Below are 25,526 nucleotides of genomic sequence, written 5' to 3'. Positions count from 1 at the left end.
ACCTATAAAAATGAGTTTTTTTAAAAAATTATTCTCTAGTGATAAAAAAGAGACATTAGACAAAGGTCTCGAAAAATCAAAAACTACTTTTTTCTCTAAGTTAAGCAAAGCTGTTGCTGGAAAATCTAAAGTCGATGACGACGTTCTGGATGATCTTGAGGAAATTCTTGTTGCTTCTGATGTTGGTGTAAATACAACGCTGAAAGTAATCTCAAGAATCGAAAAACGCGTTGCCGAAGACAAATATTTAGGTACAGACGAATTGAACCAGATTCTGCGTGAAGAAATTGGTGCTTTACTTTCTGAAACCAATACCGGAGAAGCAACTGAGTTCGAAATTCCGAAAGATAAAAAGCCATATGTTTTAATGGTGGTTGGTGTCAATGGAGTTGGTAAAACAACTACAATTGGTAAACTGGCTTATCAGTTTAAAAAAGCGGGTTATAAAGTCGTTTTAGGAGCTGCAGATACTTTTCGTGCTGCTGCTATCGATCAATTGCAAGTTTGGGCAGATCGTGTAGATGTGCCTATCGTAAGACAAAATATGGGTAGTGATCCTGCTTCTGTTGCTTTTGATACTCTGCAATCTGCCGTAGCTCAAAATGCCGATGTCGTTATTATTGATACTGCCGGACGTTTGCATAATAAAGTAAATTTAATGAACGAGCTTACCAAGGTAAAACGAGTGATGCAAAAGGTAGTTGCCGATGCGCCTCATGATGTACTTTTGGTTTTAGATGGTTCTACAGGTCAAAATGCTTTTGAACAAGCAAAACAATTTACGGCTGCAACTGAGGTAACTTCGCTTGCGGTAACTAAACTAGACGGAACTGCAAAAGGTGGTGTTGTAATTGGTATTTCTGACCAGTTTCAGATTCCTGTAAAATATATTGGTGTTGGTGAAGGAATTGAGGATTTGCAGGTATTTAATAAATACGAGTTTGTAGATAGTTTTTTTAAATAATTTTTAGAATTAATTGAATGAGTTTTTCTTCTTTTAAAAATATAACACCTCTTACTTTTTATTTTGGGAGTGTTATTTGTTTTGTACTGGCCAATGTATTGCGAGACAAAATTTCGACTTTTTACTATGTATTATTGGTTTTAGGTATAGCTTTCTTTTTTATGGGAGTTTTAAAAAGATTACGCACGAAGTAATCTTTTTTTGTGGTTTTACACTTTAGGTCAAACGCATTAATTTAAAGATTAGCGATTAACTCTTGTTTCTAATGAAGTATTGTTTTCTTATTTTACTTTGTAGTTTTATTTCCTGTACAAATGCAAGGAAGGAAAGCGAGGTTAAAAAGAGTAAGGTAATTGTTATCCAGCCATTGGGTAATTTTAAAGCAGGTCAGGCTAAGAATGTTCTTGTTCAGATCAAGGAGATTAATCCTGATGTTGTGTTAAAGGCGGCTATTTCTTTTCCTGAAAACTCATATTACAAACCCAGAAACAGATATCGTGCTGATAGTATTATAAGATTTCTTAGTAATACTATTGGTAAGGATTCGGTTATTGTAGGATTGTCTAATCGCGATATTAGTACTGCTAAAAACGGAATAGAGGATTGGGGTGTCATGGGATTAGGTTACCGCCCTGGTAAATCCTGCGTAGTTTCGGATTTTAGAATGGAAAGCAAAAATAGAAATCAACAATTTTATAAAGTGGTTTTGCATGAATTAGGCCATACCGAAGGTTTGCCTCATTGTAAAACGAAAACTTGTCTTATGAGGGATGCTGAAGGCGGAAATCATTTAGATGAAGAAAAAGATTTCTGTGAGAACTGCAAAAGCTTTCTGTTGAAAAAGGGTTGGAATTTGATATAGTACATTTATTGTTTAAGTTCCCATTTTGTACCGTCAGTAAATACAACTAAGTAAGCTCTTGCTGCTATAATGGCATGGGCGTCTGTTGAGAAATCTTCCAATATTTTAGATGTTGTTTTTCGTGGCTCTAATAAAATGTCGGTGTGACCTCTGGATATTCCTTTTACAAAGAAAAACTGGCCACTTGCCGGTTTGTCGAATACATTTTCGCAGTACCATTCAAATTTAATGGCTTTGATGTTTTTTCTTGTTGTGTTTTTGTAGGTTAGTTGAATGTCTTTATGATCAGAGTATTGATTTTTAAGCAGTTTGGCTGAAATGATTCTGACTGGAGAATTCTTTGTTTTTTGTGTGTCCAGGAAGTTGTGTTTGACAGAATCTATTATCTCTTTTTCATTTTTCTCTTCTGTAATTTTTCCGTTAGTATTATCCTGAAGGATTGGTTGGGTTGCGTTGCTTTTTTTGTTGGTACATGAAAGTAAAATTGGGATAATAAATGTTAGTATTATTTTTTTCATTTTGGTTGGTGTATGGCAGGTAGAAGGTCCGGTGTTAAATACTTATAGAGAAGAAAAAAGTCAAAACATTTTTGCTGCAAAATTGCGAGATATTAAATTTTATTAAAGCCTTTAAAAGTTAAACTTTTATCAGAATAAGTTTTTTATGGAGGGAGATTTTTTATTCTTGAAATCTTGCAAAAATTAAGAGATAAATATTTTATTTGAATTTTATAAAGTTAACTTTGTATCACAGAATTTTCTTCTGAAAAAGGATGTCTAGCCCTGATGGAAGCGACATCCTTTTTCTGGCTTCTTTAGCCAGGAAAAGATATAGCGGACAGCAGGTATCAGCTCCTAATCATTCCTAAAATTTTTAGGATATTGAGAGTAAAATCTATTTAAATTTTTAATAAATACAGTATGAAAAACACTTTTATGATTTTGGTTTTATCGCTTTTGCTGGTAAGCTGTAAACAAGAAATTAAACCGGCAGATATTGCAAAATTAAATGGCTATTGGGAAATTGAAAAGGTAGTTTTTGATAAGGGTGAAGAGAAGGATTATAAAATGAATGAAAGTTTTGATTACTTTGACATAAAGAATAATAAAGGAATTCGAAAGAAGGTGATGCCGCAGCTTGATGGGACTTTTTTGACGAGTGATTCTTTTGAAAATGTTTCGGTTCGATTTAAAGGGGATCAGGTTTTTCTGGATTATAAAACGGATTACGCAAAATGGAGCGAGGAATTGATTTCGATTACAGAGGAGAAATTAGTGGTGAAAAATCAGGAGAAAAAAGAGTATCATTATAAAAAAGCAGGAGCAATAAATTTATTAGACGATGGCAAAAAGACTAAATAATCAAAGTACGATTGGGGCTGTTTTGCAACAGATTATCCAAGTGAATAAGTTAGGTGCCGGAATGGATCAGATTGATGTAAAAGAGGCCTGGAGACAGTTGATGGGGAATGGAGTAAACACGTATACGAAGAATGTAATATTGAAGGGGAGTACGTTGTATGTAGAATTGGGTTCGGCAGTTTTAAGGGAAGAATTAAGCCATGGAAAATCTAAAATCGTGAAAATGATTAATGAAGAATTAGGTCGTGAGGTGGTGAAAGATGTGGTTTTGAGATAGATTGATTAGTGAGTTAATAATGAAGTTTTTGTTATGATGAGTATAAAATCTAAGTTTAAATTTTGGCCGATTCTTTTGATTTCTTATTTTACAATATTGCCATTAGTGGCGGTTTATTTTTCGGCTAAGTCGATAGCGGCAGGTATGTTTTTGCCTATTTTATTTGTGTTATTTATAGTGTTTTTTTGGCTCACAGTTTTTAGAACCAGGGCATTTAAGGTTGAAATTGAGGATGATGCTATAATTATAAAACGTTATTTTGGAGTTGGAAAATCTGTAAGTTATGATTTTAAGACGTTAGATGGTTTTGTAACATTGATTGAATCGGCAAGAGGAGGAGTTTATGAATCTCTTTTTATTCTTAAAGACGGTAAGAGAATTGGTAGTATTTCCAGCTTTTATCACAGTAATTTTGAGGAGATAAAGTCGGTTTTGAAAGATAAATTGACAGATATGGGAGAGAGGGAACCTGCTTTTATAAAAGAAAGTATTGAACTGTTTAAGTAAAGGATATAAAAAAACCTGTTTCAGATTTGAAACAGGTTTTTTTGTATTTGTAAACTGTCACTGATAACTGTGACTGTAAACTAATATTAGAATTGCTCTCTTCCAGCAAAGTGAAATGCACCTTCGATTGCAGCGTTTTCGTCGCTATCAGATCCGTGAACTGCATTTTCTCCAATAGAAGTTGCGTATGCTTTACGAATAGTTCCTTCAGCAGCTTCAGCTGGATTTGTAGCTCCAATTAAAGTTCTGAAATCTTCTACTGCGTTGTCTTTTTCTAAAATTGCAGCAACAATTGGTCCGCGAGACATGAATTCAACTAATTCTCCGTAGAAAGGTCTTGCTGCGTGAACTGCGTAAAATGCCTGAGCATCAGCTACAGTAAGTTGGGTTAATTTTAATGAAACGATTTTGAAACCTCCATTAGTAATCATTGCTAAGATATTCCCGATGTGTCCGTTTTGAACTGCATCTGGCTTAATCATTGTAAAAGTTCTATTAGTTGCCATTTTATATTTTATTAAATTTTGTGCAAAAGTATACTTTTTTTATGAATTGTTTTTAATTAATTCGTAATTAAAACATGGTAGAATGATGTTTTAATGAAAAAAATCAACCATATAAGTTATATAAGTTCATTTAAATACCTCGTGCAGAATATCTCCGTAAAGTATAACGTATTTCTAAAATGAACTTATATAACTTATATGGTAAAAACTTTAAACTTTGAATATCAATTTGTTTTTGTAGAATATCCACAAAATAAACGTCCATATACCAACATATACCAATGCTCCGGCCAAAGAAGCGGTCATTGGATTGCTGAAAAATGGCGCAATTCCGAAAGTATATAAATAACTTAAAAGATTAATCTGTTCTTCGGGATTATGTGGGTTTTTAAATTGAATCATTACTAAAGCCTGCGGAATGATCTGCGAGGTAAAGAAAACAATCATTGGATTTACTCCCCAAATCAGGAACGGTTTGAAGCCTTTTTTGTAATTGGCGATATCAATGGTGTAATATAAAATGGTAAGAAACACGGTTGCTAATCCGGTTGTGTACAAAACGTAACTGCTGGTCCAAAGAGATTTGTTTATTGGAAAAATAATATCCCAGATTAAGCCAAAAAAGATTAATATCGTACCAATGATACCCATTTTTTGTGCTTTTTGAATCTTGATGGTGTCTGCTTGTAAAAGTTGTCCGATAAGCAAACCAATGATTCCGTTTACGATTGACGGAATGGTACTTAAGATTCCTTCCGGATCCCAGGTTACTGTACCGCGGTACATATGTCCTTTTAGTATAACGCTGTCCAGCCATGAAGCTAAATTGGTTCCTTTGTCAAGATTAGCTTCGCCAATTCCGGGAACAGGAATTAAAGTCATAACTGCCCAATAACCTAATAACAAAACAATTCCGGTTATGATTTGAGTTCTCTGAGAGGTTTTTAAATGCAAAAGAGAAACTACAAAATATACAATGGCAATTCGTTGTAAAACGCCAGGAAGTCTTACGTCATGATAGGCTTCGATACCACTGTAAGCCAGAAATAGATAAATAAATAGAATTGAAAATGCTAAAATGTTTTTGACTTTTGAACTGAAAGTGCCCATTAAGGCATAACCTACTGCAATAGTAATAGCGAGTCGGCCAATAAGAAGCGGAATGCCTTCAAGCCCAAATAACTGGATTTTTCCAAAAAAGTTGAAGAAAATACCCAAACAAAGCATTCGCAAAGAACGAACTAATATTTTGTTGAATGTGGTGCCGTCGTAAAATTTGTCCGGCATTGCCAGCGGAACGGCAACTCCCATTATAAAAATAAAAAACGGAAATACTAAATCGGTTGGTGTGCAGCCGTGCCATTCGGCGTGTAATAATGGCGGGTAAACATTGCCCCAGTCTCCTGGATTGTTTACGATTGTCATTAATAAAATAGTGAGTCCGCGAAAGACATCTAGCGAAATTAAGCGTTCTTTTACCATTGGTTTTGGGTAAATTGGTTAGTTAATAATTTTTAAATCGCTATTTGGTTTGAAATAATAATTTTGAGAAGATAGGTGGTTATTTGGCTCTCAGTAATTATTACTTTATTATTTTTTAGCAACGAATTCAATAATTTTTATTTGATTAATTCGTGAATTCGCAGCTTGCTTTTTATATTGTTATAATATTAAAATTCATTTCTAAAGGTTTCAGTTTTTGTAGCAAAAGCGGCACTAATTGTTCGCCTTTTTCCAGATAAAATTCTGAAAAATTGGTATGACGTTCCTGTAAACTCTGATTCGGGAACAACTCGAATTGCAAATCTGCAACACGCTGCAATTCATTGTCTAATTTTCGTTTTTGTGCTTTTAATAATCTTTTTTCAAGATTGTCTAAGCCTTTCTTTTGTTTTACTTCCTGTGCTTTTACAGCTCCGATAAATGATTTATCGGTTTGCTCTGCAAGTTCATAAAGATATTCAAATTGTTTTTCTAATGCTTCTTTTTGAGGTGTTAAATCAATAGGGAAAGCAGATAATTTGTGTGTGATAGTATTGATTAAATCGGCTGGTTTTGTAAATAAATCTTTCCATGTAAGGTTTAATTTGTCTGCTTTTTGGGCTTGTTTTTCAGTAGATAAAAGTACTGAGTTACGAACCAAAAGCATTGGGAAAGTAATGTTTACAGCTTCGAAAAAAGATTTTAATTCTAACCAATAAGCAATTTCTCCGCCTCCGCCAATGTAGCATAAGTTAGGTAAAATAATTTCCTGATACAATGGGCGCATGATCACATTTGGACTGAATTTCTCCGGATTACTTTCTAATAATACTAAGATTTCATCTTTAGAAAATGAGATTTTAGTATTGTTGACAAAGTATTTATCATTCTCGAAAATAATTCGTTCGCGTAAATCATCTTCGATATAAAATAAATTTATTTCACGAGGATTTACCTGAACGGTATAGTCTTTTAGTTGATCGATAGTTTCCTGAACTGCCTTAAACGAAGTTTGCTCTAATAATTCTTCTTTGATATACGGAATAAACGCTTGTTTTAAATTCGCATCATCAGCATCTAAAATTACCAAACCATAAGCAGAAAATAAACTATTGGCTAGAAAACGGGTAGCATCGGCTAAGTTTTCGTGTTTTAAATAAGCCTCTTCAAAAAGTTTTTTCAGAACATTGGCATTGGTGCTTGATCCTAATTCTTTTGAATATATTTCGAAAAATTCAGCTAAACCTTCTGTAGAAAGTCTGCCAACCGGGCCAGTACTTTCTTTGTTCCATCTGAATTTTTTTCCTTTAAAGTTAAAATAGTTGATCTCTTCAAAATCATGATCTTCAGTTGCCATCCAATAAATTGGAACAAAATTATTCGTTGGATATTTTAATTTTAATTCCTTCGAAAGATTAATCGTCGAGATGATTTTATATAAAAAGTATAATGGGCCGCTAAATAAATTTAACTGGTGACCGGTTGTAATGGTATAAGTATTTTGAAGCCCTAAAAGTTCAATGTTTTGTTTTGTCAAATCAGAGATTTCAATGTTCTGATATTGCTTTTTTAAAGTCTCAACCAACGGAATTCGGTTGTTATTATCAAAATTTGCCGCTTTCTCTGCAATTTGTTTTTCGAAATTTTCTAAAGTAGGAAAATGGTTGTACAGCGGTTTTAATTCTGGTTTTTGATCTAAATAATCTTGCATCAATTTAGAGAAATATCCTGAAGTTTGGTAGCTGATACAGTCGGTAGGCATAATTTTATATTTATTTTTGACAGCTGTAAATTTAATGAAAATATGCAGTTAAAAACGGTTTTAACTATTGCTTATGATTTGATTTTTAAATTTTATTTTAAAGTTCCTGTAATCAGGTTTTTAATTTTGGCTGACGTAATGTTTTTTAAAATGTAAAATACATCAAATTTGTTAAAAATACAGTGTTGTTTTGAAACTAATGCTTGTAAATGTAAAATATTAATAGCGAAACTATATTTTTGTAATCAAAAAAAAGATATATCTATTTTACATGGAAAATAACCCGAAAAAAAAGAACTCCTTAAAACATGTTCTTTTTGGCTCCTTAATAGGAACCACAATTGAATTTTTTGACTTTTATATTTATGCCAATGCCGCAGTGTTGGTTTTTCCGCAATTATTTTTTCCTGGTTCTAATTCGACTATAGCGACTTTAGAATCTTTAGCTACTTTTTCAATAGCCTTTTTATCGCGTCCTTTAGGTTCTGCTTTTTTTGGACATTATGGAGATAAAATTGGACGTAAATTTACTTTAGTAGCTGCTTTATTAACGATGGGTATTTCTACCGTTACTATCGGATTTTTGCCAAGTTATGCCAGTATTGGTGTAGCCGCGCCGTTATTATTGATGTTGTGTCGATTCGGGCAAGGCGTAGGTTTAGGAGGCGAGTGGGGAGGAGCTGTTTTACTAGCTATAGAAAACGCACCGCCAAACAAACGTGCCTGGTACGGAATGTTTCCGCAATTGGGAGCTCCAATAGGATTGTTACTTTCAGGTGGAACTTTTTTATTATTAACCGATTCTATGAGCAACGAAGCTTTTATGGATTATGGATGGAGAATTCCTTTTATTGCGAGTTCACTTTTGGTAATTGTTGGATTTTACATTAGAACAAAAATTACTGAAACACCTTCTTTCGAAAATTCTAAAAAAGAACAGGAAGAAGTGAAAGTCCCTTTTTTAGAATTGGTGAAATCATATAAAAACCAACTTATTTTCGGAACGTTTGCAGCCATTACAACTTTCTTGGTTTTTTATTTAATGACCGTTTTTACCTTGAGCTGGGCGACTTCAGATTTAGGAATTGTGAAACGAGACGGATTATTAATACAATTATTTTCGGTATTGTTTTTTGCTATTTTTATTCCGGTTTCGGCTGTAGTGGCAGATAAAATTGGCCGTCGTAAAATGCTAATTATAGCTACAGTAGCTATTGCAATTTTTGGATTTTTCTTTTCTTATTTTTTAAGTTCAGGAAACATTGTTCTGGTAACCATTTTTGCTTGTATCGGAATGGCTTTAATGGGATTCACTTATGGACCTTTAGGAACTTTTTTATCAGAGTTGTTTCCAACAAACGTTCGTTATTCCGGAGCATCCTTAACTTTTAATATGGCAGGAATTCTTGGAGCAGCATTCGCGCCAATGATCGCAATTTGGCTGGCTTCTACTTATAGTGTGAGCTATGTAGGTTTGTATTTAACGATTGCGGCATGTATCTCTTTATTTGCATTTTTAGTAATTAGCAAAGAAGAACATAAGTTTTAAAAAAAAAATATTTTATAATAAAATTTCTAAAGAGACTGTAATTTAATATTATAGTCTCTTTTTTTTGTTAATTAAAAAAGTATTTAGATATTTGTCTAAATATATAAATGATGAATGATATTTTTAAAGCATTAAACGACGCAACCCGAAGAGAAATTCTGGAACTTTTAAAAGAGAAAGATTTGTCTGCCGGAGAAATTGCTGATGCGTTTAATATTTCAAAACCCAGTATTTCACATCATTTGGATATTTTGAAACGCGCAGACTTAATTACTTCTGAAAAAAACGGGCAATTCATCATTTACTCCATCAATACCACCATAATGGAAGATGTTTTGCAATGGATACTAACCTTTAAAAAATAAAAATGAATTTAGAACTGAAAAAAGAGCTTCCAATAATTGGAATTGTTTTGACACCTTTTGTGTATTTAGCTATTATTTGGGACAGTCTTCCTCAAAGAGTGCCAATACATTGGAATTATAAGGGAGAAATTGATAATTGGGGCGACAAGTTTTCGCTTATTTTAATGTTGTTTTTATTGCCGGTTTTGATGTATGTTTTGATGACTTTTATTCCAAGAATAGATCCTAAGAACAGGATTTCTTTGATGGGAGGAAAATTCTATCAGCTTAAGTTTTTTTTGGTTTTGTTTATGTCTTTAGTTGCATTATTGATTGTGTATACTACCAAAGAACGATCTGTAAATAATCCTAATTTCGTCTTCGCATTGTTGGGCGTTTTACTGATCATTTTCGGAAATTATTTTAAAGTAATTCAACCCAATTATTTTATAGGAATACGTACACCGTGGACATTAGAAAATAACGAAGTCTGGAAAGCTACTCATGTATTTGCTGGTAAGATTTGGGTTGTTGGAGGTTTTCTACTAATACTGGGAGGCTTGGTTTTAAACAATGTATTTGGTAAAGTATTTGTTTTTATCATTGTTGTTCTAGCCTTAATTCCCGTTGTTTATTCTTTTATAAAATTCAAGCAAATACAAAAAAGAGATCGTCAATCAAATTAATTTAATCACACAATCATTCAAAACAAATGACAAAAACAGTACTTATTTTAATAACCATTTTAAGCTCTTTTTTAATGATAGGACAAGAAATTTCAGGAAAATGGAATGGCGTTTTAAAAGTTCAGGGAACTCAATTACGAGTATCTTTTAATGTGACTCCAACAGAAAATGGTTTTAAGGCAACAATGGATAGTCCGGATCAGAAAGTAACTGGGATTCCTATTGAGAAAGCAACTTTTGAGAATTCAATTTTAAAATTAGAAATACCAAATGCTCAAATTTCCTATTTGGGAACATTAAATAAAGACAATATTATTGAAGGTACTTTTACCCAAGGCGGGCAATCTTTCGAGATGAATTTATCAAAAGATGTAATTCAAAAACAGGTATATGCAAGACCGCAAGAACCTCAAAAACCTTTTCCGTATTATACTGAGGAAGTGAAATTTGAGAATAAAACTGATCATGTAACTTTAGCAGGAACATTATCTTTACCTAAAAAAGAGGGTAATTTTCCAGCTGTAATTTTAATTACAGGAAGCGGGAAACAAAATAGAGATGAAGAAATACTAAGACATAAGCCATTTTTAGTGTTGTCAGATTATCTAACTAAAAAAGGAATCGTTGTTTTACGCTTTGATGATCGTGGTGCGGGTGAATCTACCGGAGATTATACAAAAGCATCAACAATCGATTTTGCGAGAGATGTTCAGGCAGGGGTTGACTATTTAAAAACCAGAAAAGAAATTAATAAAAGCAAAATTGGATTAATAGGACACAGTGAGGGAGGGGTAATCGCTCCAATGATTGCAGGAAATTCAAAAGATATTGACTTTATTGTTTTGTTAGCCGCGCCTGGTCTTCGTGGTGATAAATTGTTATTATTACAAAAAGAAATACTTGAAAAGCAATTTGGAGTTCCTGAAAATGACATTCAAAAAGGACAGGAAATTTTTAAAGGTGCCTATGACATTATTTTAGCTTCTTCTGTAAACGATGAAAACTTAAAAAATAATTTAAGCAATTATGCTCAGTCAAAATTTGATGATAAAACGGCAAAATCATTCGTAGATCAAATTACAAATGTATGGTGGTACAATTTTTTAAGAATTGATCCGGCAGTAGCTTTAGCAAAAGTAAAATGCCCTGTTTTAGCTCTTAATGGCAGCAAAGATTTACAAGTTCCTGCAACTGTTAATTTAGAAACTATTAAAAAAGCTTTGGTGAAAGCAGGGAATAAAAATGCAACAATCAAAGAGCTTCCTGGTTTAAATCATTTGTTTCAGGAATGTAAAACCGGTTCTCCTATGGAATATGATTCGATTGAGCAGACATTTTCTCCTATAGCTTTAGAAGAAATATCCAATTGGCTTTTGGTAAAAACAAAATAAAGTATAAGCTCTAAATAAAAAATAACCGCAAAATTTACTTTGCGGTTATTTTTTTATCGTTTCAGACTAAAATGTCCTCTGTATTCTTTTCCGTTTAATCTTGTTGCGGTAAACCAATAATCGGATGCGGGTTCATTTGTACCGAGGTAAGTTCCGTCCCACGAATTATTTTGATTTATTTCTTTGATGAATTTTCCGTAGCGGTCAAAAATTTTAATTCCGCTATCAGGTTTTAAATAAGCAAAATCTATAGACCAGGTGTCGTTATAACCATCGTTATTTGGTGTAAAGAATCTTGGATAAGGTAATTCATCCACATAATTAATGCAATTTCCTTCTGTTGCTGCAAGAACATGAATCGTAACTGGTATTCTGTCGCTTTCGCAATTACTTATCGCTTGCGACGCATAGTAGGTGATTCCGTTTTCAAGAGATGTTGTTTCAGATAATGTAGTGCTTGAAGTTGTGCTTTGATACCACTTTATATTCTGCCCTGTAATTTTGATACTTTTTATTGAAGCATTTTGTTGTACGCAGAATGTTTGTGGCGAATCTGATATTGGAATTGGAGTATCCTGAATTTTTACATTTACCGCTAATCTCTGACTTTCACAACTATTTAATGTTTGAGAAACGTAATAGATTTTGTTTTCTAATAAAGTGATTTCTGGTAGAATATTTCCGTTTGTTGCGGCGTCATACCATTTTAAATCTGTTCCATTTACATTTAGATTCTCGATAGTTGCAATTTCATCAATACAGAATTGTTGATTAGTGCTGCCTGTTGGTAATGGTGGGAAATCAGTGAATGGATTTATTACCGCTTTAGTAAATTCAGAAATACATCCATCAGAATTTTTTACTCTAATATGATAATCATTTGGAATTAAAAAAATCGAAATTTTTTCCGTTGTCCATGTTAAGCCGTTATCAAAACTATATTGAGCAGCATTAGATGTTATTGTTATTTGTCCTTTTGAATTTGAGCAATCAGGTTGTGTAATATTTATTTCCGGAGGATTTGGATAATCCAGAGGCGGTTCAACTTTAATACTAACTACATTTGATTCGCAGCCTGCTGTATTTTTGGCTTTTAAAGAATAAGTTCCTATAGCTAATTTTTCTGCAAATGAATTAGTTGTCCATGTTTTACCTCCATCAAAACTATATTCAGAAGCTGGCGATGTTATCAGAATTGAGCCAAACGGATTTACACAACTTACAGGCTGAACAACTGTAGTAACAGGCGATTGTGGTGCATTTTCCGGATTGTTAATAATAGTTTGGGTTGCTTCAGAAACGCAAAGACTTCTAACTTCTTTTGTACGTACGAAATAAGTTCCTGGATTTAAAGGCAGGGATGTTGGGTTTTTACTCCATGTTTTACCATCGTCAAAACTGTATTCTTCTTTGCTTTCATTTACAATAATTGATCCTGTAAGATCACAACCAGAAGGTTGTTTTGTTGTTATTTTAGGTGCACTTGGAATAGCAACTTGTTTAATAGTTGTCATACAGCTTGGCTCAGAAATACAGTTTTCGGCATTTTTAATTCTTAAACAATATTCTGTATTTTCTTTTAAATTAGTCGCAATAGGATCATTTGTCCAGGTCAATCCATTATCAAAACTATAAGCAGATGCCGGAGTGTCAATCTTAATTACAATACCTCTTGCTGAACTTCCTATACATAAAGGTTGCTCTGAACTATATGAACTAATTTTGAAAGATACATAGGTATTGATTTTTACAGAAGCAGCATTAGATATGCAGCCTTTATCATTTTTTATTTTAACTAAATAATCACCAGGTAAAATGTTGCTTTTTGAGCTTTCTGTCTGCCATGTCAAACCGTTATCATAGCTATATTGAGAAGCAGTTGTATTTATCGTAATTGTCCCTGTTGGTGTAGAACAAGTAGGCTGAATAGTTGTAAATAGTGGAGCTTCTAAAATATTTTTTGAATTTAAAATTACAATATTTGGTTCTGATGGACAGCTAGAAGAACTTTCTTTAATTCGTACATAATAAGTCCCCGCTTCTAATGAACCTGAATTTGAATTCGTACTCCAAGTATTGCCATTGTCAAAACTATACAATGAAGAAGAGCTTGTTATTTTTATACTGCCATCTTTAATGCCACATTCACTTGGAAGTACAGAAGATATAGTTGGCTTAGCAGGAATATTAGGAGGAGAATTAATATAAGCAAACTGAGGGTTTGATTCGCATCCTTTATTGCTCTTAATTTTAATATATATATAATTTGAATTTGGATTGGTTAGTACTGAATTGCTGCTCCAGGTAGTTCCATTGTCAAAACTATATTGGTCAGCAACCGTTGTTACAGTAATTTTTCCTTTTGTTTCGCAAGTTGGCTGAACAATTTCAAAAGTAGGATATTCTAAATAATAAGGTTCTAAATATGCATATTGATAATTTGAAGTGCAGCCTAATTTGTTTTTAATTAATATATAATAATAGCCTGGTTTTAAATTTGAAGCCACAGAATTGGCAGTCCATGTATTTCCATTGTCAAAACTATATAAGTCAGATATTGTGGTAATGGCAATAGTTCCTCCTTTACCACATGTAGGCTGTTCTACTTTAAATGAAGGGTTATCTAAATAAAATGGTTCGACGTATATGTATATTGAATTTGATACACATCCCAAATTGTTTTTAATTAATATGTAATAATAAGTATTAGGTTTCGGATTAGATAAAATTGGATTTGTTGTCCAGGTATTACCATTATCAAAACTATAGAAGCTTGATTTAGTAGTTATTGTGATATTACCTGCTACTCCGCAAGAGGGATGAACAATAGTGTAACTTGGATTGTCTAAGAAAAAAGGCTGGACGTACACAGGCTTGCCTTCTGAAGTACATCCTAGATTGTTTTTTATTTTAACATAATAATATCTGCCTGGAATTAAATTTGAAAGTACGGGGTTTGTTGTCCATGTATTTCCATTGTCAAAACTATAAAAATCTGCTGCTGTTGATATAGTTATATTTCCTGTGTCTCCACATTTTGGCTGTTGAACTGTAAAGACAGGGGCATCCAGATAAAAAGGTTTTATAAAGATCGAAAGATAATTAGATACACAGCCTGAACTGTTTTTGACTTTGATATTATAATAATTATCAGAAATTAGCCCTGAAAGAGTTGAATTTTTTGTCCATGTATTACCATTATCAAAACTGTATAAGTCGGCTGTAGTAGTAATGGTTATACTGGCATTATTATTACAAGTAGCTGGTGTTAGATTATAATTAGGGTTAGCCAGATAATTGGAATCCAGATAAGCATAAATTGAATTTGATTCGCAACCAAGATTGTTTTTTATTTTTATATAATAATAGCCACTCGATAAATTTGTTTTTTTAGGGTCTGTTGTCCAGTTATAACCACCGTCAAAACTATAGAGGTCTGCTTTTGTTGTTACTTCTATGCTCCCGATATTTCCACAGCTAGGATTGATCGAGATAAAAGTGGGATCTGGAAGGAAAAAATAATCAAGATTAACGTAATGATAAGTAGATGAAGTGCATCCAATTTCATTTTTAATCATAATGTAATAAGTTCCTGGTTTTAAATTTGAAGCTGTAGGATTTGTGGTCCAGGTTTTACCATTGTCAAAACTATATTCACTTGCTGTAGTGGTTATAGTAATACTGCCACCAGTTTCACAGGTTGGTTTAGTAGAAGTAAAAGCAGGATTAGGTAAATAAAAATAATCCAGATTTACATATTGAGTATATGATATACAACCTAACTCATTTTTAAATACAATTTGATAATTTCCAGGTAAAAGATCGTTTGCAACTGGATTAGTTGTCCATGTTTTACCTCCGTCAAAACTAAATTCTGAAGCTTCCGAAGTGATGGTTATGGTACCTCCTGTTCCGCAGATTGGTTGAGTTCTAGTATAAGTTGGGTATGTTTTTAAATAAAACTGTTCAATGTAAGCGTATACAGTATTAGATTGACAACCATTATTATTTTTTGTTTGAACTAAATAGGATCCTGGTTTTAAATCTGAAGCTACTGGATCAGTTGTCCATGTTTTACCTCCATCAAAACTATATTGGTCTGCAACAGTATTTATAGATATTTTGCCGTCTTTTCCACAAATAGGCTGAGTGATAGTAAAAGTTGGATTTTTTAAGAAAACTCGATTTATGATTGCATATTGAGATGAAGATTGACAGCCAGCTGCATCTTTTATTTTTATTAAATAATTTCCCGGTTCTAAATTGCTTGCGGTCGAATTAAAGCCCCAGGTTGCGCCGTCATCAAAACTATACTGTTCTGCATTTTTTGCATTTATTGTAATTGTTCCTTTCCCTTCGCAGGTAGTAGGTTGTATAATAGACAAATCAGAATTTGCCAATAACTGCGGTGCCAAAATGCTTACTCCTGTAGAAGAAGAAACACATCCAGTCTGTGTTTTTATTTTAATGTAATAAGTTCCCACTGGTAATAATTCCTTGACAGGACTTTCTTGCCATGTTACACCATTGTCAAAACTATATTCAGAAGCAGGGGTTACAATCTTTATCGTACCAGTAGTTATAATACAGTTGGGCTGAATCGTTGAGAAAGTTGGGCTGGGAACATTATTGTTTATCGTTATTTTTGTACTTATAAAACATTTGTCTCCATCTGTCACTTTAACGGAATATTGACCTAAACTTGTAGAAAAAGCAGGAACTTTATAAGATTCTTTTGTAGCATCCAAAATTGCAATTCCGTTTTGATACCACTGAAATGTTTTTTTGTCACTGAGAGGTTTTGTTATTTCGGCTTTTAAGATTAGGTTAGAATCACAAAACAATCCTTGCTGACTTATATTTACACCAAAAGATGCTGATGTATTTAATAGGAGATTATCGAATAAGAAGTAAGGATTTCCGTGGGTTCTTTTATAGGAAACCGGAAGCACAGGAGGAGCGCCAAGCATAATAGCGTTAACATTAAAATTGGTTTTAAATGTTAGTGTTAGCTCTCCCCAGACTGAGGTTGGAGTGTAGGAAGCATTGCCAATTTCCACCCAGGTAGGATCTACTGAATTTGGGCTTTGAGTGGTATTGAGAGGTAGGTTTTGACCGTTTGCACATCCGTATATTGTAACGTTGACAGGTTCTAAAAGCGATATGTCTTTACCTGTATGTTCTCCACTACCATTTTCAAAATAGGCAGCTATATTAAAAGTTAATTGATAATCAGTATTGGCTACTAAAGGCGATAATAATGTCGCTCCTAAATATTCATTCCAATCAGGCAAAAATAACGCTGCAGCAATTCCGTCTCCATCAGGAAAATTATCCAGGCCTAAATCTTTGACTCCTCTGGTTACAAATCCACATTTATTTTGATAATCGGTCGTCGCAGTTGTGGCCTGAATCCATGGAGTTGCATTTTTTAACTCTGAAAATGATCTTGGACATTCTGATTTTGTTTCAAAAGAAGGATTGGGAATTATAGAAGTAATAGCAGATTTATTACAAATACAGTCTTCATCATTTAAATCTATTTTACCGTCACCATCATCATCAATTCCGTTATTACAATTTTCCTGAGAATAGCAAAGTATTGAAAAAAACAAAAAAATAAAAAGTAATTTGTGTTTCATAAGTTGGTTTTGGATAGCGACAAATGTAATTAAATATCTACAAAATAAAACTAAAATCACAAGTTGAATCTTTTCCTGAAAAGTCATTAAATATGCCGTATTTTTGCAAAAAATAATGTTGCTTTGAAAACCAAACTTTTTGTCGTTACGCCGCCTTTTACACAACTGAATACACCGTATCCAGCAACGGCGTATATAAAAGGGTTTCTGAATACAAAAAATATCGAATCGGTTCAGGCAGATTTAGGTATTGATGTTATTTTAGAACTGTTTTCGAAAAAAGGATTAATGGATTTGTTTGAATTTTCAGGTTTCAGGTTTGAAGGATTGAATCAGGATATATCTGATAATTCAAAGCGTATTTTTGCTTTACAGGACGAATATATCAAAACAATTGATGCCGTAATTCAGTTTTTGCAGGGAAAAAATCCAACATTGGCATTACAAATTTGTCAGGAAGATTTTCTGCCGGAAGCTTCTCGTTTTGCACAATTAGAAGAACTCGATTGGGCTTTCGGGACCATGGGAACGCAGGACAAAGCCAAACATTTGGCAACTTTATATCTTGAAGATATATCCGATTATATAGTAGAATGTGTCGATGAAAATTTTGGCTTTAGCCGATATGCCGAACGTTTAGGCCGAAGCGCCAATTCATTTGATGAATTATACGATGCTTTACAGCAAGAACCCACTTATATAGACAAGATTTTAATTTCGATTTTAAAAGCAAAAATTGAAGCTGTTCAGCCTACTTTATTTTTAATTTCGGTTCCCTTTCCGGGGAATTTATATAGCGCTTTTAGATCGGCACAATGGATTAAGAAACATCATCCCGAGATTAAAATTTCGATGGGAGGTGGTTTTCCAAATACCGAATTGCGTTCGCTTTCTGACGCACGCGTTTTTGAGTTTTTCGATTTTATTACCTTAGATGATGGAGAAGTTCCGATAGAGGAATTAATTTTCAATCTCGAAAATCCAAATTACAATTTATACAAACGAACCTTTCTTTTGCAAGACGGAAAAGTAGTTTACAAAAACGATTCATTAAAACACGATTACAAACAAGCTTACGTAGGAACTCCGGATTACTCTGATTTGTCTTTGGATAAATACATTTCGGTTATCGAAATTGTAAATCCGATGCACAGAATGTGGAGCGACGGTCGTTGGAATAAACTTACCATGGCACACGGTTGTTATTGGGGAAAATGTACTTTTTGTGATATTTCGTTAGATTATATCAAAGTTTACGAACCCGTTGCAGCCAATTTGTTGTGCGATCGTATGGAAGATATGATGCTGCAAACAGGTCAAAACGGATTTCATTTTGTTGATGAAGCAGCACCACCTGCTTTGATGCGCGCTTTGGCGTTAGAAATTCTGCGAAGAAAATTAGCCGTAACCTGGTGGACTAATATTCGATTCGAAAAAAACTTTTCTAAAGATTTATGTTTATTACTTAAAGCTTCCGGTTGTATTGCTGTTTCAGGAGGTTTAGAAGTTGCTTCTGATCGATTATTAAAATTAATAGACAAAGGCGTAACCGTAGAACAAGTGGCAAAAGTAACACGCAACTTTACCGAAGCCGGAATCATGGTTCATGCTTATTTAATGTACGGATATCCAACTCAAACCATTCAGGAAACGGTGGATAGTCTCGAAATGGTACGTCAATTATTTGAAGCTGGAATTTTACAATCAGGATTTTGGCATCAATTTGCCATGACGGCGCATAGTCCGGTTGGATTGTATCCGGAAAAATTTGGCGTAACAAAAAAGACCGAAGCTATTGGAACCTTTGCCAATAATGATATTGATTATACGGATTCAACAGGAATCAACCATGATAAATTTAGTTTCGGATTAAAGAAATCGCTTTTTAATTTCATGCACGGAATTTGCTTTGACTACGAATTGCAGGATTGGTTCGATTTTAAAATTCCAAAAACTAAAATTGATCCCGATTTTATTTTTAATGCTCTCGAAGAAGGAAATGATTTTAATACAAAACCAAATGCAAAAGTAGTTTGGTTAGGAGGAAAGCCGTTTACAGACCATTTTACAAAATCTAAAAAAGGCAAATCCTGGGAAATGATGACTTTTACTTTTCATGATAAAAAAGAAAGTTTCAACATTCAGACCAATAAAGAAGAAGGTGAATGGCTTGTTGATATTTTGACTAAAATCACAATTTCGAATGCTAAAAATTATACTTTTCAGGAAGTAAAAGCTGATTTTGAAACCAATTTAGATGATTTTGAATTATTCTGGTATTCAAAACCCATAAACACTTTACGCGAATTTGGTTTGCTGGTTTTATAATTTAATAAGAAACAGTTTCTCCATCTTCCGGAATCGAAACTTTATCTAAAAGGCCATTTTGTTCTAAGGCTAATCTCAATTCAGATCTTTTTGTTGGGCAATGATTTAGGGCTTCTAAATGATTTGCTAAAACATATTTAGGCGCTAAGGCAACAAATTTCAGGATATCGTTCATTCGCATTAATAAAGGCTGACCAATATCTAATCTTGCTGTTCCGCAGGCTACTACAGCAATTTCTGGTTTAAATTCAACCAGAACTTTTTGTACATGTTCAGTAAAAACAGTATCAGAACTTATGTAAATTGATTTTTCGTTAGGTAATTCGATATGAAAACCCATTACGTTTCCCATAAGTTTGGCAATAAATCCGTAACCATGAATCGCCGGAATACCTGTAATTTTACCTCCTAAAAAATCCTCCGGTTCCCAATAATTTAAAGTCTGAAGAATGTTTAGGCCTCTTGCACTCAAAGCATTTTCATCTTTTGAACTACAAATTACCGGAATGCTTTTTCGTCGAAGAAAAACTTCTCCGGCTTTGTCAATATGATCAGGATGTAAATGTGTAATCAGGCAAATGGTAACCCGGCTTAAAATATCCCTGCTATTTTTAGGCAAAGCAACGAGCGGGTTTCTGTGAGGTTTATAACGAAAAATAGTAAAAGGAGCAATCGTTTTTCTTTTTCCTAACATGGGATCAACCAATATAACATCGGTTTCAGTTTCAATAACTAAAGTGGCGTTGCGTAAGTGATGTAATTTCATATCGAGGAAAATTAGATATTAAAAATACGAAAGTTTTTTAAAATTAATTTTACAGTTTTTTTCTAATTTGTATTAAAAATATAACTTTTCAGGATAATGTATTTATAAGAAGGTTTTCGTAATTATTATATTTTTAGGAAGCTTTGTTAATGCTAAAAATGTTTTATAGCGCTGTAAAAACAATTATGAACAAAACTTACACTGTAAACCTAAACCCAATTCCGTGAAGATTTTCAATAGAAATACCTTTTTCATTAACTAAAATTTTACGCAGTCGCGAAATAAAAACATCCAGGCTTCTTCCCATAAAATAATCATCGGTTCCCCAAAGCGAAGTCAAAATTTGTTCTCTTTTTAAAACCGAATTCTTATTGTCCAGAAATAATTTCAATAATTCGGCTTCACGTTGTGTAAGGCTTATTTTTTCAGTTTCATTAAATAAAATAAAATTGTTCGTATCAAATTGATACTTCCCAATTTCATAAACAGATTTTTCCATCGGGATATTTTTCTGAGAACGCTTCAGGAATATTTCAATTTTTAGCAATAATTCTTCGATACTAAAAGGCTTTACCAAATAATCATCGGCGCCCAGACGCAAACCTTTGATACGATCTTCTTTTAATGTTTTTGCCGAGAGAAAGATAATGGGAATATCAGTATTTAATTTTCTAACTTCTGTAGCCAATTCAAAACCATCCATTTTTGGCATCATGATATCAAAGATGCAAATGTCAAAATTTTCTTTTTTAAAGGTTTCCAAACCCAATTGTCCGTCGCAACAATGAATAACTTCATAGTTATTTTGTTCCAGATTGTCTTTAGTCAAAAAAGCTAAAGTTTCATCATCTTCAGTATAAAGTACTTTGAATTGTTTCATTTTTTATGAGGAATAGACAAGGTTATTGTAATACCATTTGCGAGATTGTTTTCGACTTTTATTTTCCAGTTATGCAAGTTGCAAATTTCTTTTACATAATACAAGCCAAGTCCAAAACCATTCACTTCATTACTTTTCTCGTTTTGTGCACGGTAAAACTTATCAAAGATAAACGATAAATTTTTAGGCAAAATTCCGATTCCGTTATCAATAAAAGCAAGTTTTAAAATATTATTTTCTGATGATATTGCAATCGTAATTTCCGGTTTTTCGTTGCAATATTTCACCGCATTATCTAATAAGTTGTAGACTAAATTCGTAAAATGAAAAACATCAATTTCTATTTTATAATCGTACGATAAAGTTTCAATTTTAATGGTTGCATCAGGATATTTTAACTGAATATTTTCGATTACTTCTTCGATAATAGGAACAATTAAAATCATTTCTTTTTTTAATGCTAAAGGAGCAGAATCTGATTTGGCTACATTTAAAATCTTCTCGATATGATTGTTCAGTTTATGACTCTGATTGATGATGATATTGGTATATGTATGAAGTTTTTTATCATCCTTAATAGGGTTTTGTTCGCTAAGATATTTTGAAGCGATTAGTATAGACGATAAAGGCGTTTTGAATTCATGCGTCATATTATTGATGAAATCCCGTTGCAATTCAGAGTATTTTTTTTGCTGCAAAAGTGTAAAAATCGAATATACATAAATCAATAAAATAAGAATTAAAGCAATCGAAAGGATAAACCAAAAACGCATTGAACTAAATAAATACGTGGTTTCGTTCGGGAAGCGAATCGCAAAATAGTAAACTAAATTTTTATGTTTAGGAAACGAAACCGTCTTTTTCTCTTTTTCTTTTTCAGAAAATGAAATGTACTTTCCGTACACCATTTCATCACTCTGACAATTGTATACGGCGTATTCAAAATCAGTAGTAATATTCATTTTCTTAAACTCAGATCTCAGGTAAAATTCTAAGATATCCGGTTCAAAAGCATTTTGAATATTTACTATATAATAATCGTTCGAAATTTTTTGCACAGGATTCTGACACGATGATTCGTGATCCTTTCCTTCATATAATTTTCGGGCAACTTCGAGTAAAGCAATGTTTGCCTTCTGGCTTAATTTTTTTTGTTCTAAAGTAAAAGCCTCTTTTGTCCAAAGTAATTGCGCCACCAATATGCTAATAATGGCTACAAGTCCCAGAAGGATAATACTATTAAGTTTATTGATTTTCAAGAAAACGGTATTTTAGAGTGTAATATTAATCAAAATTAGGTTTAAAAACACCGATTAACAAGTCATTAACAAAGATTTGAAAGCGGTTAACAGCGATTAGGATTTGTCTGAAATATCTTTGTAAAGCAAAATTAGAACTATAAACCATTAATATAAATAATTATGAAAATGATCAAAATTTCGATGTTAGCTTTAGCTTTAAGTTTAATGTCTTTTTCGGCAATTGCTCCGATAAAATCGATTACAGCTGAAACAAAAGTTGAGGCAGAAGCTGCTTCTACAATTGTATGGAAAGCGGAAACAATTGATGTAGGTCAAATTCCTCAAGGAACGCCAAAAGCAATTGTATACGAATTTAAAAATACAGGAAAAACTGCAGTTGTAATTACAAACGTTCAGGGATCTTGTGGTTGTACTGCAACAGATTATACAAAAGAGCCTATTTTACCTGGTAAATCAGCTAAAGTAACAGCAACTTATAACGCAGCAAACAAAGGTGGTTTTACAAAAACAGTTACTGTAACAACAAGTGCGGAGACAACTCCAAAAGTACTTACTTTAAAAGGGACAGTAATCTAAAAATAAAGGTTGGTTATAAAGTGAAAAACTCCAGTTGAGCCATGTTGCTGGAGTTTTTTTTATGCCTTTTTTTGAGGGAATGCTCAGATTGTAAAGTCAGTATTAATTTTTTTTTAAATGGTTTGTTTTCTCCAAAACTTTTCTATTTTTATTAAAAAAATTATTATGAAAATTTTGTATTCGCTTGTTGCTGTTGTACTTCTTTTTGCTGCTGTTTCCTGTAATAAAAAAGCAGACAAGAAAACAGAAGAATCAAAAAAAGCTTCAGAGAAAGTGGTTCCTGAACTTAAAATTACAATTGATAGTTCTGGCATTTCGACATTTTATCAGTCGTATCCTAAATTGGTTAAATTTCAGAGCGAAGTTTTGGCTTTATACAAAAAAAACAAATCGACTCAATTGTGGCTGGATAATAGAGGCGTTGTAGAATACGCAAATACTTTGTTTAATAAATACAAAGGATTAGATCAGGAAGGTTTGAAAGCTAATTTTCCTTATAATGAAAAGATCAGTCCTATTTTTGAGCATACAGCCGAAAATAAATTGTCACAAAAAGACACCGATTTGATGATTACGAACCTGTACTTTTATTATGTACAGAAAGTTTCGGGCGTAGACGAAAAAACGACCAGATCATTAGAATGGCTTTTACCTAGAAAAAAAGTCAACTATCAGGTTTTTTCAGATTCTATTTATAAAAAAGCGACTATTAGTGACGACAAAAAGAGCAAAATGTTCAGTCAGTACTATAAATTTCGTGATGCGCTTCACCGATATAGAGAGATTGAGAAAAAAGGCGGATGGAAAACTATCGAAACTGCCGAAGATTTTAAAAGTCTGAAATTGGGCGATTCTGTCGCTATGATTGGGCAAATCAGAGAAAGATTGTATATAACGGGAGATCTTAAAGAAAATAGCAAAAGCAATATTTGTGATTCGACATTGATAAAAGGAATCAGGACTTACGAATTGCACCACGGATTAACGCCGAAAAACATTATTTTACCGGAACATATTGCGGAATTAAATGTTCCTGTTTCGGATAGAATAAAAACTATTATTGCCAACATGGAACGTTGCAGATGGATTGACCCTGAACTCGAAAAAGGAAAAGAATACATCGAAGTTAATATTCCGGAGTTTAAATTGTATTTGATTCGCAATCATGAAATTGCATTTGTATCGCCAGTTGTAGTGGGAAGAGCAATGAACAAAACCGTAATTTTTAGCGGAATGATGAATAATATTGTTTTCAGCCCGTATTGGAATGTACCTCCAAGCATTATTAAAAGCGAAATAAAACCGGGAATGGCTAAGAACAAAAATTATCTGGCTCAGAAAAATCTGGAATGGAATAATGGCGCAGTTCGTCAGTTACCGGGAAAAAACAATTCGCTTGGTTTGGTAAAGTTTTTATTTCCAAATTCAAACAATATTTACTTACATGATACTCCTTCAAAAAGTTTGTTCGAAAGAGAAAACAGGGCTTTTAGTCACGGATGCGTTCGTGTTGGTAAACCTAGAGAATTGGCAATCGAACTATTAAAACAAGATCCAAGTATGACTCCGGAAAGAATCGATAAAGCTATGCATGCCGGTAAAGAAAGCTGGTATACGCTAAAAAAGAAAATTCCGGTTTATATCGGTTATTTTACCGCTTGGGTAGATCGCGATGGCAATTTGAATTTTTATAAAGATGTTTATAAAAGAGACGAAAGTTTGATAAAACTATTGACTGAAGAATAAGAAGATTTTTTGCCACGAATTACACGAATTTCCACTAATTTATAAAAAAAATAATTCGTGCTAATTCGTGTAATTTGTGGCTATAATATCAAGGCAATACATTAATACATTTATAATAACGTTTGCTGTAATGATCAGAATCAAGATCGCTAATCGTAACGCTGCCTGCTTTCCCTGAAGAAGCATGAATAAATTTTGAATGCATCCCATTGGCTTCACAAATAATACCAACATGCCCAACAATGGTTTTGTTTCTATAACCGTAAAAAACCAAAATATCTCCCACTTTAAAATTTTCGGGAGCTAATTTTGTTCCTAAATTTTTAAAACCGCTTGAACTTCTGGGTAAAGTAATACCATAATTTTTAAAAATATAATTGACAAAACCGGAACAATCAAATCCTTTTTTAGGATCGTTTCCTGCGTAGAGATAAGGAATTCCTAAATATTGTTTTGCGTAAATAATTATAGAATCCCGATCGATTTTATTTTGAGCGGTTTCAATTCGGTTTGCTTCAACTTGATTTTTTTTTAATGTAAAAGAAGAACATAAAATAGTAACAAAAAATACGATATATAGGGATAATTTCATTTTAAAGAAGTGTTGTAAGATTTAAATGATAAAGATAGACCGT

At 33.0% G+C, this 25,526-nt stretch carries 21 protein-coding genes; 12 read left to right on the top strand and 9 right to left on the bottom strand.

Annotated elements, in window-relative coordinates:
• Window positions 1-10: 10 nt before the first annotated feature.
• Entirely contained in the window at window positions 11-964 is a 954-nt protein-coding gene (gene ftsY, locus L0669_RS23210; protein ID WP_173970661.1) for a signal recognition particle-docking protein FtsY, read from the top strand.
• A 265-nt stretch (window positions 965-1,229) separates the two neighbouring features.
• On the top strand, window positions 1,230-1,826 hold the full coding sequence (locus L0669_RS23205; protein WP_263760277.1) for a Zn-dependent protease: 597 nt from the start codon (window positions 1,230-1,232) through the stop codon (window positions 1,824-1,826).
• A gap of 5 nt (window positions 1,827-1,831) precedes the next feature.
• On the opposite strand, the gene L0669_RS23200 is transcribed toward L0669_RS23205, so the two are convergent.
• On the bottom strand, window positions 1,832-2,344 hold the full coding sequence (locus L0669_RS23200) for a hypothetical protein (protein ID WP_263760275.1): 513 nt from the start codon (window positions 2,342-2,344) through the stop codon (window positions 1,832-1,834).
• Between the two features lie 402 nt (window positions 2,345-2,746).
• On the opposite strand from L0669_RS23200, the gene L0669_RS23195 reads away from it, so the two are divergent.
• Genes L0669_RS23195 through L0669_RS23185 form a run of 3 tightly spaced genes read left to right on the top strand, consistent with a single transcriptional unit; the run spans window position 2,747 to window position 3,971 of the window.
• Complete coding sequence (locus L0669_RS23195; RefSeq protein ID WP_263760274.1) at window positions 2,747-3,187, top strand: lipocalin family protein; 441 nt, start codon at window positions 2,747-2,749, stop codon at window positions 3,185-3,187.
• Entirely contained in the window at window positions 3,168-3,464 is a 297-nt protein-coding gene (locus tag L0669_RS23190) for a DciA family protein (protein ID WP_041517090.1), read from the top strand. Before L0669_RS23195 ends, L0669_RS23190 begins: the two co-directional genes overlap by 20 nt.
• A gap of 33 nt (window positions 3,465-3,497) precedes the next feature.
• Window positions 3,498-3,971, top strand: a complete 474-nt coding sequence (locus L0669_RS23185; protein WP_263760272.1) for a hypothetical protein — start codon at window positions 3,498-3,500, stop codon at window positions 3,969-3,971.
• An 86-nt stretch (window positions 3,972-4,057) separates the two neighbouring features.
• Here the strand turns inward: L0669_RS23185 and L0669_RS23180 are convergent, their stop codons facing one another.
• The 3 genes from L0669_RS23180 to bshC form a co-directional block, all read right to left on the bottom strand.
• Window positions 4,058-4,477, bottom strand: a complete 420-nt coding sequence (locus tag L0669_RS23180) for a nucleoside-diphosphate kinase (RefSeq protein WP_035625955.1) — start codon at window positions 4,475-4,477, stop codon at window positions 4,058-4,060.
• A gap of 210 nt (window positions 4,478-4,687) precedes the next feature.
• Entirely contained in the window at window positions 4,688-5,959 is a 1,272-nt protein-coding gene (locus L0669_RS23175; protein WP_263760270.1) for an acyltransferase family protein, read from the bottom strand.
• A gap of 172 nt (window positions 5,960-6,131) precedes the next feature.
• Complete coding sequence (gene bshC / locus L0669_RS23170) at window positions 6,132-7,721, bottom strand: bacillithiol biosynthesis cysteine-adding enzyme BshC (RefSeq protein ID WP_263760268.1); 1,590 nt, start codon at window positions 7,719-7,721, stop codon at window positions 6,132-6,134.
• Window positions 7,722-7,992: 271 nt separating this feature from the next.
• Between bshC and L0669_RS23165 the strand changes: the two genes are divergently transcribed.
• From L0669_RS23165 to L0669_RS23150, 4 genes are all read left to right on the top strand, one after another.
• A complete protein-coding gene (locus tag L0669_RS23165) occupies window positions 7,993-9,270 on the top strand; it encodes an MFS transporter (RefSeq protein WP_263760266.1) in 1,278 nt (425 codons plus the stop codon).
• Window positions 9,271-9,380: 110 nt separating this feature from the next.
• Window positions 9,381-9,635 carry an autorepressor SdpR family transcription factor gene (locus L0669_RS23160; protein WP_026984867.1) on the top strand — a complete coding sequence of 85 codons (255 nt, stop codon included), beginning with the start codon at window positions 9,381-9,383 and terminating at the stop codon, window positions 9,633-9,635.
• Window positions 9,636-9,637: 2 nt separating this feature from the next.
• Window positions 9,638-10,300 carry an SdpI family protein gene (locus L0669_RS23155; RefSeq protein ID WP_263760264.1) on the top strand — a complete coding sequence of 221 codons (663 nt, stop codon included), beginning with the start codon at window positions 9,638-9,640 and terminating at the stop codon, window positions 10,298-10,300.
• Between the two features lie 26 nt (window positions 10,301-10,326).
• Window positions 10,327-11,691, top strand: coding sequence for an alpha/beta hydrolase family protein (locus L0669_RS23150; RefSeq protein ID WP_263760262.1), 1,365 nt, complete (start codon window positions 10,327-10,329; stop codon window positions 11,689-11,691).
• A 53-nt stretch (window positions 11,692-11,744) separates the two neighbouring features.
• On the opposite strand, the gene L0669_RS23145 is transcribed toward L0669_RS23150, so the two are convergent.
• Window positions 11,745-17,333, bottom strand: a complete 5,589-nt coding sequence (locus L0669_RS23145; protein ID WP_263760260.1) for a T9SS type B sorting domain-containing protein — start codon at window positions 17,331-17,333, stop codon at window positions 11,745-11,747.
• A 123-nt stretch (window positions 17,334-17,456) separates the two neighbouring features.
• On the opposite strand from L0669_RS23145, the gene L0669_RS23140 reads away from it, so the two are divergent.
• The gene (locus L0669_RS23140) at window positions 17,457-19,661 is read left to right on the top strand and encodes a B12-binding domain-containing radical SAM protein (protein ID WP_263760258.1); all 2,205 of its coding nucleotides are present in this window, start codon (window positions 17,457-17,459) and stop codon (window positions 19,659-19,661) included.
• Between the two features lies 1 nt (window position 19,662).
• Here L0669_RS23140 and L0669_RS23135 read toward each other — a convergent pair whose 3' ends face one another.
• The 3 genes from L0669_RS23135 to L0669_RS23125 all read right to left on the bottom strand — a co-directional run bounded on the left by L0669_RS23135 (window position 19,663) and on the right by L0669_RS23125 (window position 22,566).
• On the bottom strand, window positions 19,663-20,427 hold the full coding sequence (locus L0669_RS23135) for an MBL fold metallo-hydrolase (protein WP_263760256.1): 765 nt from the start codon (window positions 20,425-20,427) through the stop codon (window positions 19,663-19,665).
• Window positions 20,428-20,623: 196 nt separating this feature from the next.
• Entirely contained in the window at window positions 20,624-21,307 is a 684-nt protein-coding gene (locus L0669_RS23130; protein WP_263760255.1) for a response regulator transcription factor, read from the bottom strand.
• Entirely contained in the window at window positions 21,304-22,566 is a 1,263-nt protein-coding gene (locus L0669_RS23125) for a sensor histidine kinase (protein WP_263760253.1), read from the bottom strand. The genes L0669_RS23130 and L0669_RS23125 overlap by 4 nt, the downstream gene beginning before the upstream one ends.
• A gap of 162 nt (window positions 22,567-22,728) precedes the next feature.
• On the opposite strand from L0669_RS23125, the gene L0669_RS23120 reads away from it, so the two are divergent.
• Both L0669_RS23120 and L0669_RS23115 read left to right on the top strand, forming a co-directional pair.
• Entirely contained in the window at window positions 22,729-23,145 is a 417-nt protein-coding gene (locus L0669_RS23120) for a DUF1573 domain-containing protein (RefSeq protein ID WP_173971094.1), read from the top strand.
• 165 nt (window positions 23,146-23,310) lie between these two features.
• On the top strand, window positions 23,311-24,891 hold the full coding sequence (locus tag L0669_RS23115; RefSeq protein ID WP_263760251.1) for a L,D-transpeptidase family protein: 1,581 nt from the start codon (window positions 23,311-23,313) through the stop codon (window positions 24,889-24,891).
• A gap of 88 nt (window positions 24,892-24,979) precedes the next feature.
• On the opposite strand, the gene L0669_RS23110 is transcribed toward L0669_RS23115, so the two are convergent.
• Window positions 24,980-25,483, bottom strand: coding sequence for a C40 family peptidase (locus tag L0669_RS23110; protein ID WP_263760249.1), 504 nt, complete (start codon window positions 25,481-25,483; stop codon window positions 24,980-24,982).
• Window positions 25,484-25,526: the final 43 nt, after the last annotated feature.

It is taken from the genome of Flavobacterium bizetiae (genome assembly GCF_024271895.1).
In the GTDB taxonomy this organism is placed as follows: domain Bacteria; phylum Bacteroidota; class Bacteroidia; order Flavobacteriales; family Flavobacteriaceae; genus Flavobacterium; species Flavobacterium bizetiae.
The sequence above is the reverse complement of the archived record's forward strand: the minus strand, read 5'-3'. Positions and strand labels throughout refer to the sequence as shown.

Bases quoted from the DNA above. Each gene is read 5' to 3' on its own strand.
- ftsY (WP_173970661.1), top strand. From the start codon at position 11: ATGAGTTTTTTTAAAAAATTATTCTCTAGTGATAAAAAAGAGACATTA.
- L0669_RS23205 (WP_263760277.1), top strand. From the start codon at position 1,230: ATGAAGTATTGTTTTCTTATTTTACTTTGTAGTTTTATTTCCTGTACA.
- L0669_RS23200 (WP_263760275.1), bottom strand. From the start codon at position 2,344: ATGAAAAAAATAATACTAACATTTATTATCCCAATTTTACTTTCATGT.
- L0669_RS23195 (WP_263760274.1), top strand. From the start codon at position 2,747: ATGAAAAACACTTTTATGATTTTGGTTTTATCGCTTTTGCTGGTAAGC.
- L0669_RS23190 (WP_041517090.1), top strand. From the start codon at position 3,168: ATGGCAAAAAGACTAAATAATCAAAGTACGATTGGGGCTGTTTTGCAA.
- L0669_RS23185 (WP_263760272.1), top strand. From the start codon at position 3,498: ATGATGAGTATAAAATCTAAGTTTAAATTTTGGCCGATTCTTTTGATT.
- L0669_RS23180 (WP_035625955.1), bottom strand. From the start codon at position 4,477: ATGGCAACTAATAGAACTTTTACAATGATTAAGCCAGATGCAGTTCAA.
- L0669_RS23175 (WP_263760270.1), bottom strand. From the start codon at position 5,959: ATGGTAAAAGAACGCTTAATTTCGCTAGATGTCTTTCGCGGACTCACT.
- bshC (WP_263760268.1), bottom strand. From the start codon at position 7,721: ATGCCTACCGACTGTATCAGCTACCAAACTTCAGGATATTTCTCTAAA.
- L0669_RS23165 (WP_263760266.1), top strand. From the start codon at position 7,993: ATGGAAAATAACCCGAAAAAAAAGAACTCCTTAAAACATGTTCTTTTT.
- L0669_RS23160 (WP_026984867.1), top strand. From the start codon at position 9,381: ATGAATGATATTTTTAAAGCATTAAACGACGCAACCCGAAGAGAAATT.
- L0669_RS23155 (WP_263760264.1), top strand. From the start codon at position 9,638: ATGAATTTAGAACTGAAAAAAGAGCTTCCAATAATTGGAATTGTTTTG.
- L0669_RS23150 (WP_263760262.1), top strand. From the start codon at position 10,327: ATGACAAAAACAGTACTTATTTTAATAACCATTTTAAGCTCTTTTTTA.
- L0669_RS23145 (WP_263760260.1), bottom strand. From the start codon at position 17,333: ATGAAACACAAATTACTTTTTATTTTTTTGTTTTTTTCAATACTTTGC.
- L0669_RS23135 (WP_263760256.1), bottom strand. From the start codon at position 20,427: ATGAAATTACATCACTTACGCAACGCCACTTTAGTTATTGAAACTGAA.
- L0669_RS23130 (WP_263760255.1), bottom strand. From the start codon at position 21,307: ATGAAACAATTCAAAGTACTTTATACTGAAGATGATGAAACTTTAGCT.
- L0669_RS23120 (WP_173971094.1), top strand. From the start codon at position 22,729: ATGAAAATGATCAAAATTTCGATGTTAGCTTTAGCTTTAAGTTTAATG.
- L0669_RS23115 (WP_263760251.1), top strand. From the start codon at position 23,311: ATGAAAATTTTGTATTCGCTTGTTGCTGTTGTACTTCTTTTTGCTGCT.
- L0669_RS23110 (WP_263760249.1), bottom strand. From the start codon at position 25,483: ATGAAATTATCCCTATATATCGTATTTTTTGTTACTATTTTATGTTCT.